Here is a 16,091-nt window from a genome sequence, read left to right on the forward strand (position 1 = left end):
GGTGGCGGCTTGCCCGCTTGGGGTGGAGCTGCCTCGCTTGCCGCCTTGCGGGCATGCAGTCTGCGTGCGATGCATCCTTTGTTTCTGGTGCTGGGCATTCCCGCTGTAGCGGCGCTATCCTTGCTCCATGCGTTTACTGCTCGTTGAAGATGACACCATGATCGGCCAGGCCGTGCTGGCGCTGCTGCGCCGTGAAGGCTATGTGGTGGACTGGGTTCAGGATGGCGCCCAGGCCGATACAGCCTTGCATGGCCACCAGTACGATCTGGTGCTGCTCGACTTGGGCTTGCCCAAGCTTGATGGCTTGCAGGTGCTGCGCCAGTTGCGTGCGCGCAAGGATGCCACGCCGGTGCTGGTGGCGACCGCCAGGGATGCCGTGCATGACCGCATTGCGGGGCTGGACGCCGGGGCCGATGACTATGTCATCAAACCCTATGACATGGATGAGCTGCTGGCCCGCATTCGCGCGCTAACGCGGCGTGCGGCAGGGCATCTGGATGCGGTGTACGAACATGGCGGCGTCATGCTGAACCCCAATACTCGCGAGGCCAGCGTGAATGGCCAGCCGGTCACTCTGTCTGGTCGTGAATGGGCAGTGCTGCAGGCGTTGCTGGCAAGGCCGGGGGCCACGCTGTCACGTCAGCAAATCGAAGACAAACTCTATGGCTGGGGCGATGAGGTCAGTAGCAATGCGGTGGAGGTCTATATCCACGGGTTGCGTAAAAAGCTCGGCGCTGCCGCAGTGCTCAATGTGCGCGGTCTTGGCTATATGGTGCCCAGGCCATGAGCGAAAACCAAGCATTGCAGCGGTTGAAGCTGCCCGGCTCGCTGGGCGGGCGTCTGTTGCTTTTCATTGGCATGGCGATTTTGCTGGTGGCCGTGCTGCAAGGGGTGTTTGCCTATCGCAATGCACTGGCGCAGACCGATACCCTGTTCGACTACCAGATGCAGCAGACGGCGTTTGCACTGCGGGCGGGTCTGCCGGTCGATGCCAAAGGCAGACCGCAGGGAACGCCTCCCGAAGATGAAAACAACGAGTTCATCGTCCAGGTCTGGACCAATGAGGGACTGAGAATTTTCGAGTCGGCTCTGGGGGATGCCTTGCCCCAGATGGCAGTGCTGGGCTTTGCCGATGTGCCTGCGCGTGGCACGACCTATCGTGTGTTTTCACTGCAGACACGCTCTCAGGTGATTCAGATTGCACAGGACATGCGCGTGCGTCAGATCCTCGCGCGTGAAGCCGCCTGGCGCAGCTTGTTGCCTGTGGTGCTGCTGTTGCCGCTGCTGGCGCTGGCCGTGTGGTGGGTGATTCGCCTTTCACTGACTCCCGTGCAGCGGGTGCGCAGGGAGTTGGCCTTGCGTCAGCCTCAGGATCTGGCACCCGTGGCGGAGCATGATCTGCCGGATGAGATGCGCCCGCTGGTAGAGGAGCTCAACAGCCTGCTGCAGCGCGTACGGCAGGCTTTTGAGGCACAGCAGAATTTCGTGGCAGATGCTGCGCATGAGCTGCGCTCGCCGCTGGCCGCGTTGCAGCTGCAATTGCAGCTGCTGCGCAAAGCAACGGATAGCTCCGAGCGCGAGTCGGCGCAGGCCCGTCTGGCGCAAGGAATCGAGCGCGCCAGGCGCCTGGTGGAGCAGTTGCTTGCATTGGCCAGGCAGGAAGCCAGGCCGCAGACTGAAGATGCACCGCTGGCTGACTTGCGCGTGCTGGTCGAGCAGGCTCTGGCTGATGCCGCGCCGGCTGCCCAGGCCAAGGGGTTGGACATGGGTCTTAGTGAAGACCCGCAGCAGCAGTCCGCATTCAGCGTGGCCGCAGACGCCGAGGCACTGGCGGTGCTGCTGCGCAATCTGCTGGACAACGCCATCAAATACGTGCCCGCCGGGGGGCGGGTTGATGTGGGCTGGTTGCAGGACGAGCACGGACATGCACTGGTGGTGGAAGATTCGGGTCCAGGCATTGCACCGGCCGAGCGCCAACGCGTCCTGCAGCGCTTTGTTCGCGGTCAGGGGGCTGGTGGCATGGCCGGCGGCAGTGGCCTGGGGTTGGCCATTGCGCAAAGCATTGCGCAAAGCAGCGGCGCCCAGCTGTGGCTTGACGAGTCGCCGCAACTGGGCGGTCTGCGTGTCAGGGTCCTGTGGCCTCAGTCCTAGTCTGACAATCGATTGCTTGAAAATACAGGCGTTGGGATCTGGCTTTCATTGCATGATTGAACGATAGTCTCAGCCGAATGAAAGTGATGATGCCTAGGCTTTAGGCTTTGCTTGAGCTGCCGCACTCGTCGTGCGGCCGTACCCCCAAATTGCACCATGCCATCAATTATTCAACGCCTTTCCCAGACCGTCTCCGCATCTCAGAATCTGCCCAGCTTCACGCGACCTCTTCTGGAAATCATGGTGGAAGTGACTGATCTGGAGTCGGCCTATCTCACCACCGTGGATGAGGCACGCGGTATTCAGAATGTCCTGTACTCCCTCAATACGGGAGGAATGAAGATCCCCGAAGGGCTGGAGGTGCCCTGGCACGACACCTTGTGCAAGCGGTCGCTCGACGAAGGGCGTACCTTTACTGACAATGTTGGCGAGTGCTGGGGCGACTCGGATGCAGCGCGTCAGCTGGGTATCCAGACTTATGTGAGCACGCCCGTGCGTTTTTCCAATGGTGCGCTGTTCGGCACTCTGTGTGCAGCCAGCGACCATTCCGTCGCGCTGGCCGCGGAGGCCGAGGATCTGCTGCGCCTGTTTGCCAAGATCATTGCAGGCTTTGCCGAGCGCGAGCAACTGGTGAGATCGCTGCAGCATGCCAACGAGGAGCTGGCTTCGTTGGCCATGCTCGATTCCCTGACTGGATTGCCCAATCGCCGCTGCGTGACCGAGGAACTCAACCGACTCATTGCTCATTGCCGTCGCACCCGTGAATGGGTGCTGGTGGGCTTTGTGGATCTTGACCGCTTCAAGCAGATCAATGACCAGTTCGGTCATGAGGCTGGGGATGCATTGCTGCGTGCCATGGCCGAACAACTGCGATCAGGGTTGCGCAGCAGTGACATGCTGGCTCGTTTCGGTGGCGATGAATTCGTCATGGTTGGCGCGGGGCCTTTGCTGGATGAAGACGCTGAGGCCGTGATCAGGGAGATGCAGCTGCGATTGAGCAAAGCCTCTGTCGCCAGCTTGCAATTGGCCGACGGGCGTGAGATCGAGTACGCAGGAGCCAGCGTGGGAATGGTCTGCTTGATGCCCGATGACACCGATGTGGATGATGCTTTGCAGAAAGCCGATGCCGCAATGTACAAGGTGAAAGCTGCAAGGCAGAGATTGCCTGAGGTGATCTGACCTGAAAAGACTCCGCAGGGAGTCTTTTTCATGGCGGCGAGACAGTCGATCGACTCTTGCAAAAGAGGGCTGAGTGCAGGCTTGAAGTCTCGGTAATAATTGTTGGCGGAGGTATCGTTTGTGAAAAATTCGCTCGCAGAAGGTCTGGACTTCGAGGATATGTTCAACCTGGCACCGGTATCGCTCTGGATGGAGGATTACAGCGGCCTGAAACAGATTTTCGATCAATGGCGGGCGCAGGGGGTGAGCGATCTGCTCAGCTTTCTCAAAGAGGATCCGGAACGGCTCAGGCTTTGCAGTCAGTCCTACAAGGTGCTGCGGGTCAATCAGTACACGCTGGACCTGTTCAAGGCCGAAGATGAGGAAACCCTGAAGAGCCGGCTCAGCGAGGTCTTTCGCGGCGACATGCTCGACAGCATCATGAACGAACTGGTCGCTCTCTGGGAGGGGGTGCTCAGTTTCGAGACCCGTTCGGTCAACTATGCCCTGGATGGACGGCGGCTCGATGTGCAGGTGAGGGCGCGTGTGCTGCCGGGCTACGAGCAAAGCTGGAGCCGGGTGCTGGTCTCTCTGGAGGATGTGACGGCGGAGGTGCAGAGCACGGTGAAGCTGCAGCGCAGCGAGCAATACGCCAGAGACCTGTTCGAGTACTCTCCGGTGTCGCTGTGGGTCGAGGACTTCAGCGTGGTCAAGCGCCTGATGGACGATGTGAGAGCGCGCGGAATCACCGATTTCCGGACTTTTCTGAAAGTGCATCCGGAATTCGTGACCCGCTGCATGCAGGAAATCCAGGTGCTCGATGTCAATCGCCAGACGTTGCAAATGTTCGGTGCCGAGAGCAAGCAGCAACTGCTGCAGAATCTGTCCAAGGTTTTCAGGGGCGAAATGTACGATTCGTTTGCCGAGCAGCTGATAGACCTTTGGGAGGGTAAGCTGGTGCAGCAGCGGGAAGTGGTGAACTACGGGCTGGCTGGCGATGTGCTCCATATTCATATGGAGTTCGCCATCATGAGCAGCCATGCGGAAAAGTGGGGTTTGGTTCTGCTGTCGCTCGTGGATATCACCGCTCGCAAGAAGGCTGAGGCTTATCTTGAATATCTGGGAAAGCATGATGTGTTGACCCAGTTGCGCAACCGCGCTTTCTATACCGAAGAGCTCAACAGGCTGTCGCGCAAAGGACCCTGGCCCTTGTCCATGCTGGCCATAGATATGAATGGACTCAAGGTCGTCAACGACGAGCATGGGCATACTGCAGGCGATGCCATGCTCAGGCGTATGGGCGAAGTTCTCTCCAAGGCAGTGGATGCGCCGGCCTGCGCCGCCCGCATCGGTGGCGATGAGTTTGTCGTGCTATTGCCGGGAACCGATGAACGCGGTGCCGTGGCATTGCAGGAGCGCATCTTGTCCTTGCTGGAGTTGAACAATCAGTTCTATCCGGGTCACAGCATCCAGGTCTCCATGGGTCATGCCTGTGGCCTGGAAGGCACGCCGATAGAAAGCATTGTTCAAGGGGCGGACAAGGCCATGTATGCTGAAAAAGCACGCCTTTACCGGGACAAGGAGCGCGACAGGCGTGTGAGCTCAGTCTGAGCTCGGATATGCGTCAATCAAGTTCCACTTCGCGTTGCGGTCTGACCCGCTGGCGGGAGCCTGCAGTGGGTTGGGACATCCCAATCTGTCGAGAGAGACAAAGGTGATCTGCCAAGTGTTGGAAGCGCCACCAGACACAAGAGTTCTTCATGGCTGCTTGAGTCTTGCCTTGAAATATCATGGGAGAAGTCTATGAAAGTCATCGGCCTTGCCATGTTCGCCGCAATCGCCGTCAGTGCCTGCAGTTCTGCGCCATCTCAAGATGCAGACCGTGAAGTTGCATTCACCTGTGCAAACGGAGAATCCATTTCGGTGCGTTTCTCGCCTGCCAACAGCAAAGCAGTCTTGATACGCGGCGGTCAAGGCATAGAGCTTCCACAGCAGCCAAGCGGCTCCGGATTTGTTTACAGCAACGGGCCCAATACCATCCGAGGAAAAGGACTGGATCTGACGGTAGAGGTCGGCCGCATGGTACCGATTCAATGCAAGGCCCTCTGACTATCGCCGGAATTCCACCGCATCCATGCGCATGTGCTCGGTTGCCGGCGCAGACCTTTGGGGCGCACTTGGCGGTCGCCGTCATCTGACAATGGAGCTTTCTTGAGTGCTTGGCCTTTGCCGCAGGGTTATGGTGCCAGCTGTTTTTGCAACTCCTCGACGAAGCATTGCGTGCGTTCCGAAGGTGCCGAATGACTGGGCAGTGCCAGCACTACCTCTACTGAGCACTCGGGCAGGAACGGTTTGATGCAGAGGCTTGACGCAAATGTTGCCGCCACGTAGGGGTTCACCACGCCCAAGCCCGTACCTTGCGCGGCAAGGCAGCAGATGGTCGAGGAGTAGGTGGTTTCGACCGTTGAGCTGGGGCGGACATCGTGCTCGAGCATGGTTCGCTGCAGTTGCAGGTAGATGTTGTCATCCGAATTCAAGGTTAGCAGCAGCTGGTTTTCCAGGTCCCTGACATGCAGACTGCTGTGCAGTGCCAACGGATGGCCTGGATGCATGACGCAGACGGCCTGGGTCTGATGCAGAACGCTTGCGTTGAGTTCAGGGGAGCCAATGGCCATGGTGCTGACGACCAGGTCAAACTGGCCGTGCAGCAGTCCTTCCCGAAGATGTGTAGTGCCTAGCGTCTGCAGGCTGATGTGTGTACCCGGGTAGTGCAGCAGAAAATTGTGCAGGGCCGCGGGAACGATGGATAGTCCCAGTGCCGGGGTGCAACCTATGCGCAAAGTGCCTGCACCGAACTGCCGCAGCCCCTGAAGGTCGCGCTCAATGCGGTCCAGACCTACGAAATGTTGCTGCACTGTCGAAAAGAGCTCCCGTGCCTCTGCAGTCGGGCGCAGCCGCCCTTTATGCATATCAAACAGCTTCAGGTCCGCGCCGGTCTGCATCTGAGCCAGCAGACGGCTGATGGACGGCTGCGTGGTGTGCAGCAGCTGCGCAGCGGCGGTCGTGGTGCCGGTTTGCATCACGGCACGAAATGCTTCAATTTCTTTAAAACTCAAAGGGCGTGGCATGGCGCAATCGGTTTGATGCTGAGGGGGAAGGGTATACCAACCACGTATAGGTGAGTTTGAAAAATGAATTTTTCCGAGTAGGTTAGGCTTTCTACACTGACTTCCATACGAATAAGTGCATGCGTTTTCAGGAATTGAGGGCGCATCAATCAATCCAAGGAGTCATTAGATGGTTTGCATTAGTGCTCGTCGCTCTCTGTGTCTGGGAGTGCTGGCTGCCGCAACGTTGGCGAGCGTCGGCTCGGCCTGGGCTGAAGGCAGCTCCGCATATCCCAATCCTGCTCGTCAGATTCGCATCATCGTGCCGTTCACTGCGGGTGGCAGCTCGGACGTGCAGGCCCGTATGCTTGCCGACAGACTCGGCCGTATGTGGAATCAAGCCGTGGTGGTCGAGAACAAGCCAGGTGCAGGCGGCCATCTGGGTGGGAAATATGTGTCCGATCAGCCGGCGGACGGCTACACGCTGATGGTGGGATCCATCGGATTGCATGCTGCTTACGGGGTTTACAAGAAACTGCCTTACGACCCTGCCAAGGAGTTGCGCGTTGTCACCGTGCTGGCGGAGATGCCTCATGTCGTGGTTGCAACCCCCAATCTGCCGGTCAAGAATCTGCAGGAGCTGACCGCTCTGGCCAAGAAGGATCCAGGCAGCATCAATTTTGGCTCTGCTGGCGTGGGCTCGTCGGTTCACATGATGGGAGAGCTGTACAAGCTCCAGTCAGGCGCTCCCATTGTTCATGTCCCCTATCGTGGCAGCTCGGCAGCGCTCAACGATTTGCTTGGCGGCCAGATCCAGCTGATGTTCGAGAACCCTCCGACAGTGCTGGCTCATGTCAAGGGCGGCAAGCTCAAGGCGTTGGCGGTGACCGGCAACGAGCGCCTGGCGGCGCTGCCGGATGTGCCGACGACCGGTGAGGCAGGAATGAAGGACTATGTGGCCACATCATGGACCACGGTCGCCGTGTCCTCCAAGGTGCCTGAGGCCCTGGTGCACAAGCTCAGTGAAGACATCCGCAAGGTGGCCAATACACCCGAGTTCCGCAAGGGGCTGCAGGATCAAGGGATGAGTGCCGTGGCCAATACCCTGGCAGAAGCGCAAAGCTTTGTGGCCAAGGAAAAGCAGCGTTGGGACCAGGTGATCGCTGCCGGAAAGATTACGGCGAATTAACCAGAGCCGGGCTTCTTCATGCCCTGCATCGCTTTCGAGTCGCAGCCAGTCGCTGCGACGCTACTGCTTGATATCCAATGACGACCTCTTCTCATTCTTCTTTTGCTCCCTGCCGACGCGTGGGTGACGGCAGCCTTCATCACTTCTTCGGCTACTACAACAAGTCCAACTGGGACAAAGGCAATCGCCTGCTGGCAACCCAGCAAACGCCCTGGATGGACATTTACCTGACGCCAGAGGTCAAGGCCACGATTGGCTATTTCGACACTCAGGACGGTGACCGCTTTCACGCAGTGGGCGAGACCGGTGCCTGGAACTTCCAGATGGGCAGCCAGCTGCAGTGGCTAGACGGCGCACCGGGCCGCAAGCTGATCTATAACGATCGCACGGGCGATATGTCAGCCCGTTACCCGGGCTTTGGCGCCGTGGTGGTGGATGTGGATACGCAAGAGCGCCGAGTTCTGCCCATGCCCGTGTATGTGGTTGCACCCAGCAGTGCCTGGGCGCTGTCGGTCAACTACCGGCGCCTGTACATCACGCACGAGACCATTGGTTACAGCGAGCCGGGCCAGCCTTTTGAATTGCCTCTGGCGCCCGCAGATGACGGCATCTGGTGCATGGAGCTGGCGACAGGTGATTCCCGGTTGCTGGTCAGCTATGAGCAACTCAAGGCATTCCATCATGTGTCGTCAATGGACAAGGCCATCCACTGGGTCAGCCATATCGAGATCAACCCGGCTTCTTCGCGCATCCTGTTTTTGCATCGCTGGACAGAACGTGTGAAGGATGAGACCTGCTTTCTGCATCGCCTGATCACCATGAACCCGGACGGTTCGGACATGCGCTTGCTGGAGTGCTCCGATCATCCGCTGCCGCAGCTGGCTGACGACTTCGACCCCAGTGCCGCAGGCACGTTTGACTATGAAAAGTCGCAATACCAGATCTCTCATCCCTTGTGGCAGGACAACGAGCACATCATTGTCTGGGGGCCACATGCCGGCGAGATTCACTACCACCTCTATCACGATGTTGAAGGAGGCGAGGTGAAAGTGATTGGTCGCGATGTACTGGTGGAAAACGGCCATATGACGTTCTCGCCGGTCAGTACCCGCTGGATGCTGAGTGACACCTATCCCGACGACAGGACACACGAGCGCTTTCTGTTCCTTTTCGACATGCAGACCGGCGAGCGTCGCAATCTGGGCAGTTTCTATGCCACTCCGGAGCTGAGCAAGGAAAACCGCTGTGACCTGCATCCACGTTGGAGTCGTGATGGCAAGCAGGTATGCATTGACTCGGTGCATGAGAGCCAGCGCCAGATGTATGTGCTGGATGTCTCGTCGATCGTGGAGGCGCCTGAAGGTTGAAAGCGGCGCCATCGGTGATGATGGTTCTGGTGATCCGAGCAGCGGTGTGCTTCAAGAGGGAAAATTCCGGCGCTCGATGCCTTCGTCTGCGCGAGTGAGCTGCCGCGAAGGAGCTCTGGGCGTTGAGGGCTGAGATGCATGTCCTTGTGGTGCACAGCAAGTACGGCTCTGCTCCATGTGCTGGCGCTGCTCTCGGTAGCTGCAGACTTTGTCTTCGGCGTGCATGAGAGCTCAGGCGACTGGGCTAGAATTCCTGTATCGGGAAAGCAGCCTCCCGTCCCGCAAGGGTAGACGGTGTCCCGTCCAAGAGCTGGATATTCTCTATGGAGTTTTTATGGACACCGCTTTACCCAGGCCTACCGACCCGGTTGCGCCAGCCTCTCTTTCGCTTTCAGAAGCGCTGCGCTTCTGGTTGAAGCTTGGATTCATCAGCTTTGGCGGTCCCGCAGGTCAGATTGCACTCATGCATGAGGAGCTTGTAGACCGCCGTCGATGGATTTCCGAGAAGCGATTTCTCCACGCCCTTAACTACTGCATGTTGCTGCCGGGGCCCGAGGCTCAACAGCTTGCAACGTATCTGGGATGGCTGCTGCACCGGACATGGGGTGGCATTTTGGCAGGGGTTCTTTTTGTCCTGCCATCGCTGTTCATCATCATGGCTCTGGCCTGGCTGTATATGGCCCACGGGGACATGCCGGTCATTGCGGGCATTTTCTATGGCATCAAGCCCGCTGTGACGGCGCTTGTGGCACAGGCAGCCTACCGAGTGGGCTCCAGGTCGCTCAAGAGCAGCTGGCATTGGGGCATTGCGGCTGCTGCGTTTGTCGCCATTTTCGCGCTCAATGTTCCGTTTCCGCTCATCGTCATTGCGGCTGCAGCCATCGGTTTCATCGGTGGCAAATTGCGACCCGAGGCCTTTGGTGGCTCCAGCCATGAAAAAAGCAATGCGCGTCAGCCATTCGGGGCCGCATTGATCGATGACGACACTCCAACTCCGCCGCATGCACAATTTTCCTGGCGAGGATTCTGGAGGGTGTCGCTGGTCTGCCTGACGCTGTGGGGCATCGCAATGGGCGTGCTCGCCACGGCGTTTGGTCTGGAATCACCGCTGGTACAAATGGGATGGTTCTTCACCAAGGCTGCGCTGATGACTTTTGGTGGCGCATATGCGGTGCTTCCCTATGTTTACCAGGGCGCGGTGGAGAACTTCCATTGGTTGACTGCAACACAAATGATCGATGGCCTCGCTTTGGGGGAGACCACTCCGGGCCCTCTCATCATGGTGGTGTCCTTTGTGGCTTTTGTGGGCGGCTGGACAAAAGCGATCTTCGGTGTGGATTCGCTGCTGCTCGCTGGAGTCGTCGCTGCAGTGATCGTGACCTTCTTCACTTTTCTGCCGTCGTTCTTTTTCATTTTCCTGGGTGGTCCCTTTATCGAGTCCACCCACGGCAATCTGAAATTCACTGCGCCATTGGTCGGAATCACCGCTGCGGTCGTGGGTGTCATCCTGAATCTGGCGGTCTTCTTTGCCTACCATGTAGTTTGGCCCCACGGCTTCGCAGGACACATAGAGTGGCCGTCGATTGCCATTGGTCTGGCAGCAGGCATCGCGTTGCTCCGCTTCAAGATCAATGTCATCTACGTCATTGTGGCGGCAGGGCTGACAGGATTGCTTGCCCAGTTGTGGTGATTGCTCAAGCCCCTGGTCTGGGGGCGAGTCGTAGGGCATTTTGCGACTGCCATAGGCTGGGAGCTCTGGTTAAACTTGTCTTACCCCACCATCAACCAGGTTCCTGCCTCTATGCCACGAATCGCGCTGATGTTAATGCCGCATAGGTCCAGATGATGCCTGCTGTCAAATCCATCATCCCGCTTGAACTTGCACCAACCCTGTTCAAGAGCGCCAACGCCTTCGAGGCCTGGCTGAAGAAGAATCACGCTACTTCTGAAGGCCTCTGGCTCAAGATCGCCAAGCGAGGCTCCAACGAGCCCAGTGTCACCTACCCCGAAGCGGTGGAGATTGCGCTGTGTTGGGGCTGGATCGATGGACAGAAGAAAAGTCTTGACGATCAACACTATCTTCAGCGCTTCACGCGGAGGCGCGCGCGAAGTGTCTGGTCGAGAATCAATGTCAACAAGGTACAGGCACTCATTGAAGCGGGCCGCATGCAGGCCCCGGGTCAGGCTCAGGTAGAGGCGGCCAAGGCTGACGGGCGCTGGGCGCTGGCCTACGACAGTGCGCGTACGTCCACGGTGCCCGAGGATTTGCAGGCGGCACTGGAGGCCGAGCCGGCGGCCAAGACCTTCTTTGCAAGCATCAATGCCTCCAATCGCTACGCGATACTGTGGCGTATCCAGACTGCCGCGAGGGCCGAGACGCGCGCCAGACGCATCGCTCAGATGGTGGAGATGCTTGCCCGCGGCGAAACCATCCATCTCTTCAAGCCGAGTGCCAAGGCTTGATTGCGAAGTACGCATGGGCATTTTGCATTGAGCGGCCCGCGTACCTGTTGCTGTCTGGTTGCCTGCGGCGAAAAGCATGACTCATATGCCAGCGCCAGAGAAGGGTTGGTCGATATTCACGCCGACGAGGGCAAGGGTTGGGTGACGAGGGGGACGAAGCCAGAGGGCAAAACTGGGGGCATCTGAAATGCACCCCAATTTCTAAAAATGTACCCTCAAATGTGCCCCCAGAAGTCCTCTTATTGCGGCACATTCCTGTGGACTTCGGCGCACTTCAAATTGAGGTCTACAGAGGGGAAAAAGAAAAAAGCCGGAAGGTTATGCACCTTCGCGGCCTTGAATTTGGTCCCCCCGACAGGAATCGAACCTGTATCTGTCGCTTAGGAGGCGACCGTTCTATCCATTGAACTACAGGGAGAGGGATTTTTCCTTAGTAAAATCAATAACTTAAGAGTTATTTCTCAAGATTTTATAAGGATTTTTGGGTTCGCTGTGATACGAAGTGATCCATTGTATCAATGGATGGGTGAGTGATAGCTAAAGAGACACAAGTGCCCGCACGCGGGAGTGCCGGACTGATTCAGGGGCGGCTCGATACGAATGTCGCAATTCGACGCAGCGAGGAACGTCCTCTTATCTTTGCCATCAGGTTGAGCACTTCTGGCGAAGCTCGAGTCGAATTTCTTCAGTGAGGCCGGACACTTCAGATGAGCGAAGCTGATATTCGGCAGTTATCTGCTCTTGGCTCTTGTTCGCGAGGAAGAAAAGTTTAGCTGCGGCCTCTAGCAGCAGGCTGACCAGTCTTGAGCTTCGATCAAGATTGTTGGCTTGCACCCAGCGATCAAGTGCTCCACTCGACATACCGTAGAGCTCTTCGCGCCAAGGCGAGCTGTTCACTGCGAGCAGAATATCTCGCTGCGCAGCGATGCGATTGTTGAACTCAGTCATCTTCTTACCTCTGCGAGCAGTCGTGACATCCAAGCGTGGACGACAGGAGCAGCTCTAAGTGCAAGCATAACCTCTTCGTCCGACAGCGCATTGCCAATCCCACGTGTTGACAATACTCTTGCGCGCGTAAGCACATCAAAGACTTCGTCATCCACCCTCAGTGGAGAGTCGATCAACAGGGGGGACTTCCTAGAGAAAATGGGACTCCCACGCCAAAGTGAGTAGCAGGTAGCAAAGTTCCTGGCTCCAAGGAACATGCACGAAAGATTGAAAGTCGCGTTCACGCGGGTCTGCGATAGCTGGTCGAGCGATTCTGAAAAAAGGCGAGCGAACTTGTCGCAATCGTCCGTACCGGCCTGATAGGCAGCAGGCGCACCGAGTGATTTGATGAAATCGATACCGTCAGATGAATACAGAAGTCTAGATTCCAGGTGCAGGTGCCAAGCAAACGGATTCCCCTCAAGCCACAAACAGCGCAGTCGCTCATGCTGGTACACCGAGAACTTGCCAGTGTCCAGATCTGAGTTGGGCCCAGTTATGCAGGCCAGTAGGTCAACGTCCGATGCCCTGTCGACCTCACCACGACAGATCGATCCAAATGCATAGAAATGCTTAATCATCGGCGGCCAAAGCGCTTGACCAAGAGCGCGGTAAGCAGCGACAAAGCGATAAGTCTAGTGGCGACTATCAACGATGCAGCAGCAGTTGTATGAAAAGGGCGGGAGATAGTTCCTAGGAAGATTGCCGGAGCTTCCTTTAGACTTTCCCAGTAGTCTTGAATAGTTGCCGAGCCGTTGGCCGCATTTGCATCGTAGATCGCAATGACGATCATCGCAATGATGATCGCACGAAGCAGCTTAGGAATGCTCTCACCATTGCCCCAGATGAAATGAAGCACCCAAAACTCAACCCAGGCTAGGAATTGGCGGATGCGTTGAAGGCCTCGATATTTATTGCGGTAGAACTCATCCTCTGATAGCCAAGACTCAAACAAATGGCGTGATGTCGCATCGAGTTCTTGAGTGATTGCCTCATTGACTGCTTTGGCATCTCCGACTTGCTGGAAGTTCATCCGCAATGAACGAGCGAAGCGCATTTTCAGGTTCTCCTCTCGGGGTGTCCAAGAGGTCAGGATGTCAGAGTCGACATGACTTCGCTCGAAAGTTGCATAGTCAAATCTGGAACCTGGGAAGCTTGACTGATGGAGGTTGCAGCCGATAAATCGACAACCAGTGAAGTTGCACGAATCAAAGACGCAGTTACGGAAATAACTGCCATCAAGCACACTGTGCTCAAACGACACATTTTTGAATGTAACCCTGCTTGCGTTTAGACGGATAAAGATCTTGAACTTGAATGAGGCAGCATCATCCGTGACATTTTTGGGGACGTAGTGGTCGCTGATGACTTCTCGGTTGCCAGGCGCAATTTTGGGCAGATTCTCAGGCACATGATCGTCGGTCATTCTGGGCTCGCGATTTGGATGTGTCTCACATCCGCAAAACCAATTTCTATGGCATGCGGCTAAGGACTGTGGGAGATGATGTATCTATTATCTCTTCATAGAATTTATGGTGCGCGTCCCCTTTCCTCAAGCACGCCTCACCCGCTGGCGCTACGCTCACCGTCGTAGCTAAGGAGCTATGCAAAGGCACTGACGGGTGCTGGCTAAGATGCGGAATGCTGTGTTCTGCTTGCTCGTGGAGGGAGTCGCTGCAATAAATTTGGCGCCAGCGTGGACTATTTGCGCTTTTTAAAGGCAAGAGTCTGAACTACCTACGCCAGCTATCCGACTAGCGTGGAGCCTGTTCTTGGCCGAGAGAACTACTGATCGCTCATCGGATCGGTATCGTGCACTTTTTGCCTCGATACTGGATGATGTCTAGTGCACTTTGGTTATCACTCTCAAGTGTCCACGCTACTTTGACTTCTAGGCCAACTGGTGGATTGGTGATACTCATTGATACAGAGAGGTGAATTTTCCTCTGTAGTACTCCCCCTGAACTACGGGGAGGGACGCTGGATTCTACCCGTGTTGCCAGCCTGTGGATTCCAACCGACTTATTTATGTCAGCTCTGTACTGTTGACTTCGACAGAGACGTGGGTGAGTTCTTCGTGTACCGACAGCAACTGGCGGATGTAGTCGGGTGTGACCGTGGCAGCGCCATCGACTGCGATGATGCAGGCATAGTGGTTCTTGCCCACGCGCCAGACATGCAGGTCTGTGATGGTGACGGGTTGCGGACCTTGCGCGATGGCATCACGTACCTCTTGCACGACGGGGGCATCCATTTCGGCATCGAGCAACACGCGGCTGCTATCGCGCAGCAAGCCCAAGGCCCACATTGCCACCATCACGGAGCCGGCCAGGCCCATGACCGAATCCAGCCAGGCAAAGCCCAGGAGCATGCCGCCCAGCAACGCTGCGATGGCCATGACTGATGTGGCTGCGTCTGCAATTACGTGCAGATAGGCGGAGCGCAGGTTCAGGTCGCCATGCGCATGGTCGTGTCCATGGTGATGATCGTGGTGGGACTCATGGCCATGGTGATGGTGGTGTCCGTCCTTGAGCAGCCAGGCACAGACTAGGTTGACCAGCAGACCAAGAGTTGCCACGCCTATGGCTTGCTGATAGTGAATGGCGGCAGGCGAGAGCAGGCGTTGTATGGATTCAAAAGCCATCAGGCCTGCAACCAGCAGCAGGCAGATGGCGCTGGTGTAGCCCGCCAGGATTTCTATCTTCCAGGTACCGAAGCTGAAACGTCTGTCATTGGCCAGCTTGCGCGCAGCGGCATAGGCGCTGACGGACAGGCCCAACGCTAGCGCATGTGAACTCATATGCCAGCCGTCTGCTAGCAGGGCCATGGAATTGAAGTAATAGCCGGCGGTGATTTCCAGCACCATCATGGCCAGCGTCAGCAGCATGGCCAGCTTGGCATTTTTTTCGCCCAGCGGATTGCCTTGGTCAAAGTTGTGGGAGTGTTGCCGGGTAAGGGGGGAGGCGGTGTATGAGGTCATGATTAGCTTGTTTTAATATACTCTACCCCAGTATATTTTCCATGCCGGCAGGAGGACTACAATTCCTGCATATGTCGCATACCGTTTCGAATCAAAAACCGTTGCTCGCGCGCATTCGCCGCATCAAGGGGCAGACGCAGGCACTGGAGCGGGCTCTGGAAGAGGGGCAGGAATGTGCCGTGGTGCTGCAGCAACTGGCGGCTGTGCGCGGGGCAGTCAACGGCTTGATGCTGGAGTTGTTAGAAGGCCATGTGCGCGAGCATCTGGGCGCCGAGGCTGCGACGGCCGAGCAGCGTGAACAGGACCTGGAACTGGTCGTGAAGGTGCTGCGTTCCTACGTCAAATAGGGCCGGGCTGCAGGCGTGGGCGGCCTGCATGGATGAAGCGGTGGATCAGGACTGCACCAGCGCCGCCAGATCATTGACGAATGGCTGCACGCCAGGATGGCCGTGCAGCCATTGCCTGCCCAGAAATTCTTCGATCGACTGCTGCTGCAGCCCGAGGCCGGGCCGGCGGGCCGATGCGGCCTGCAGCAGGTCATGAGCGCGGTTCATGACCTGCTCGCTGTCTGCGGCCGCGGGCTCGCCCAGCTCCAGCATCCATTCCTGCTGGATGCGGAGTATCAGCTTGCCCGCGGCTTGCTCAAGCGCAGTGCGGTTGCGTGGCATAGCAGAATTGATGGCTTCTAT

The 16,091-nt window shown here is 57.3% G+C and carries 15 protein-coding genes and 1 tRNA gene; 10 read left to right on the forward strand and 6 right to left on the reverse strand.

The annotated features are described in order from the left end of the window. The first annotated feature begins 127 nt into the window (after positions 1-127). The 5 genes from JAO85_RS15125 to JAO85_RS15145 all read left to right on the forward strand — a co-directional run bounded on the left by JAO85_RS15125 (position 128) and on the right by JAO85_RS15145 (position 5,418). Positions 128-787: a response regulator transcription factor gene (locus JAO85_RS15125; RefSeq protein WP_039049766.1), complete on the forward strand. Its 660-nt coding sequence runs from the start codon at positions 128-130 to the stop codon at positions 785-787. Further along, on the forward strand, positions 784-2,151 hold the full coding sequence (locus JAO85_RS15130; protein WP_003071194.1) for an ATP-binding protein: 1,368 nt from the start codon (positions 784-786) through the stop codon (positions 2,149-2,151). The genes JAO85_RS15125 and JAO85_RS15130 overlap by 4 nt, the downstream gene beginning before the upstream one ends. A gap of 156 nt (positions 2,152-2,307) precedes the next feature. Continuing rightward, positions 2,308-3,330 (forward strand): sensor domain-containing diguanylate cyclase, encoded by a 1,023-nt coding sequence (locus JAO85_RS15135; RefSeq protein WP_012839715.1) that lies wholly within the window; start codon positions 2,308-2,310, stop codon positions 3,328-3,330. A gap of 120 nt (positions 3,331-3,450) precedes the next feature. Continuing rightward, positions 3,451-4,920, forward strand: coding sequence for a GGDEF domain-containing protein (locus JAO85_RS15140; protein ID WP_012839714.1), 1,470 nt, complete (start codon positions 3,451-3,453; stop codon positions 4,918-4,920). A gap of 192 nt (positions 4,921-5,112) precedes the next feature. Continuing rightward, positions 5,113-5,418: an MliC family protein gene (locus JAO85_RS15145; protein ID WP_202788425.1), complete on the forward strand. Its 306-nt coding sequence runs from the start codon at positions 5,113-5,115 to the stop codon at positions 5,416-5,418. Positions 5,419-5,546: 128 nt separating this feature from the next. Here JAO85_RS15145 and JAO85_RS15150 read toward each other — a convergent pair whose 3' ends face one another. Then, a complete protein-coding gene (locus JAO85_RS15150) occupies positions 5,547-6,437 on the reverse strand; it encodes a LysR family transcriptional regulator (RefSeq protein WP_202788466.1) in 891 nt (296 codons plus the stop codon). Positions 6,438-6,606: 169 nt separating this feature from the next. On the opposite strand from JAO85_RS15150, the gene JAO85_RS15155 reads away from it, so the two are divergent. The 4 genes from JAO85_RS15155 (at position 6,607) to JAO85_RS15170 (ending at position 11,435) form a co-directional block, all read left to right on the forward strand. Beyond that, entirely contained in the window at positions 6,607-7,605 is a 999-nt protein-coding gene (locus tag JAO85_RS15155) for a tripartite tricarboxylate transporter substrate binding protein (protein ID WP_003071208.1), read from the forward strand. 77 nt (positions 7,606-7,682) lie between these two features. Beyond that, positions 7,683-8,972: a hypothetical protein gene (locus JAO85_RS15160; RefSeq protein ID WP_202788426.1), complete on the forward strand. Its 1,290-nt coding sequence runs from the start codon at positions 7,683-7,685 to the stop codon at positions 8,970-8,972. Positions 8,973-9,306: 334 nt separating this feature from the next. Beyond that, on the forward strand, positions 9,307-10,662 hold the full coding sequence (chrA, locus tag JAO85_RS15165; RefSeq protein ID WP_202788427.1) for a chromate efflux transporter: 1,356 nt from the start codon (positions 9,307-9,309) through the stop codon (positions 10,660-10,662). A 152-nt stretch (positions 10,663-10,814) separates the two neighbouring features. Next, a complete protein-coding gene (locus JAO85_RS15170; protein ID WP_202788429.1) occupies positions 10,815-11,435 on the forward strand; it encodes a YdeI family protein in 621 nt (206 codons plus the stop codon). Between the two features lie 343 nt (positions 11,436-11,778). Here JAO85_RS15170 and JAO85_RS15175 read toward each other — a convergent pair. The 4 genes from JAO85_RS15175 to dmeF all read right to left on the reverse strand — a co-directional run bounded on the left by JAO85_RS15175 (position 11,779) and on the right by dmeF (position 15,402). Beyond that, a tRNA-Arg gene (locus JAO85_RS15175) sits at positions 11,779-11,853 on the reverse strand. 227 nt (positions 11,854-12,080) lie between these two features. After that, positions 12,081-12,383: a hypothetical protein gene (locus JAO85_RS15180; protein ID WP_202788431.1), complete on the reverse strand. Its 303-nt coding sequence runs from the start codon at positions 12,381-12,383 to the stop codon at positions 12,081-12,083. 616 nt (positions 12,384-12,999) lie between these two features. After that, positions 13,000-13,848 (reverse strand): pentapeptide repeat-containing protein, encoded by an 849-nt coding sequence (locus tag JAO85_RS15185; protein ID WP_202788432.1) that lies wholly within the window; start codon positions 13,846-13,848, stop codon positions 13,000-13,002. Between the two features lie 600 nt (positions 13,849-14,448). Beyond that, complete coding sequence (gene dmeF / locus JAO85_RS15190) at positions 14,449-15,402, reverse strand: CDF family Co(II)/Ni(II) efflux transporter DmeF (RefSeq protein WP_012839708.1); 954 nt, start codon at positions 15,400-15,402, stop codon at positions 14,449-14,451. A 71-nt stretch (positions 15,403-15,473) separates the two neighbouring features. On the opposite strand from dmeF, the gene JAO85_RS15195 reads away from it, so the two are divergent. Next, positions 15,474-15,749: a metal/formaldehyde-sensitive transcriptional repressor gene (locus tag JAO85_RS15195; protein WP_003071225.1), complete on the forward strand. Its 276-nt coding sequence runs from the start codon at positions 15,474-15,476 to the stop codon at positions 15,747-15,749. A gap of 45 nt (positions 15,750-15,794) precedes the next feature. Here JAO85_RS15195 and JAO85_RS15200 read toward each other — a convergent pair whose 3' ends face one another. Then, entirely contained in the window at positions 15,795-16,070 is a 276-nt protein-coding gene (locus JAO85_RS15200) for a hypothetical protein (RefSeq protein WP_012839706.1), read from the reverse strand. Positions 16,071-16,091 lie beyond the last annotated feature (21 nt).

The sequence above is a fragment of the Comamonas sp. NyZ500 genome, assembly GCF_016772095.1.
Lineage (GTDB): Bacteria > Pseudomonadota > Gammaproteobacteria > Burkholderiales > Burkholderiaceae_C > Comamonas > Comamonas thiooxydans.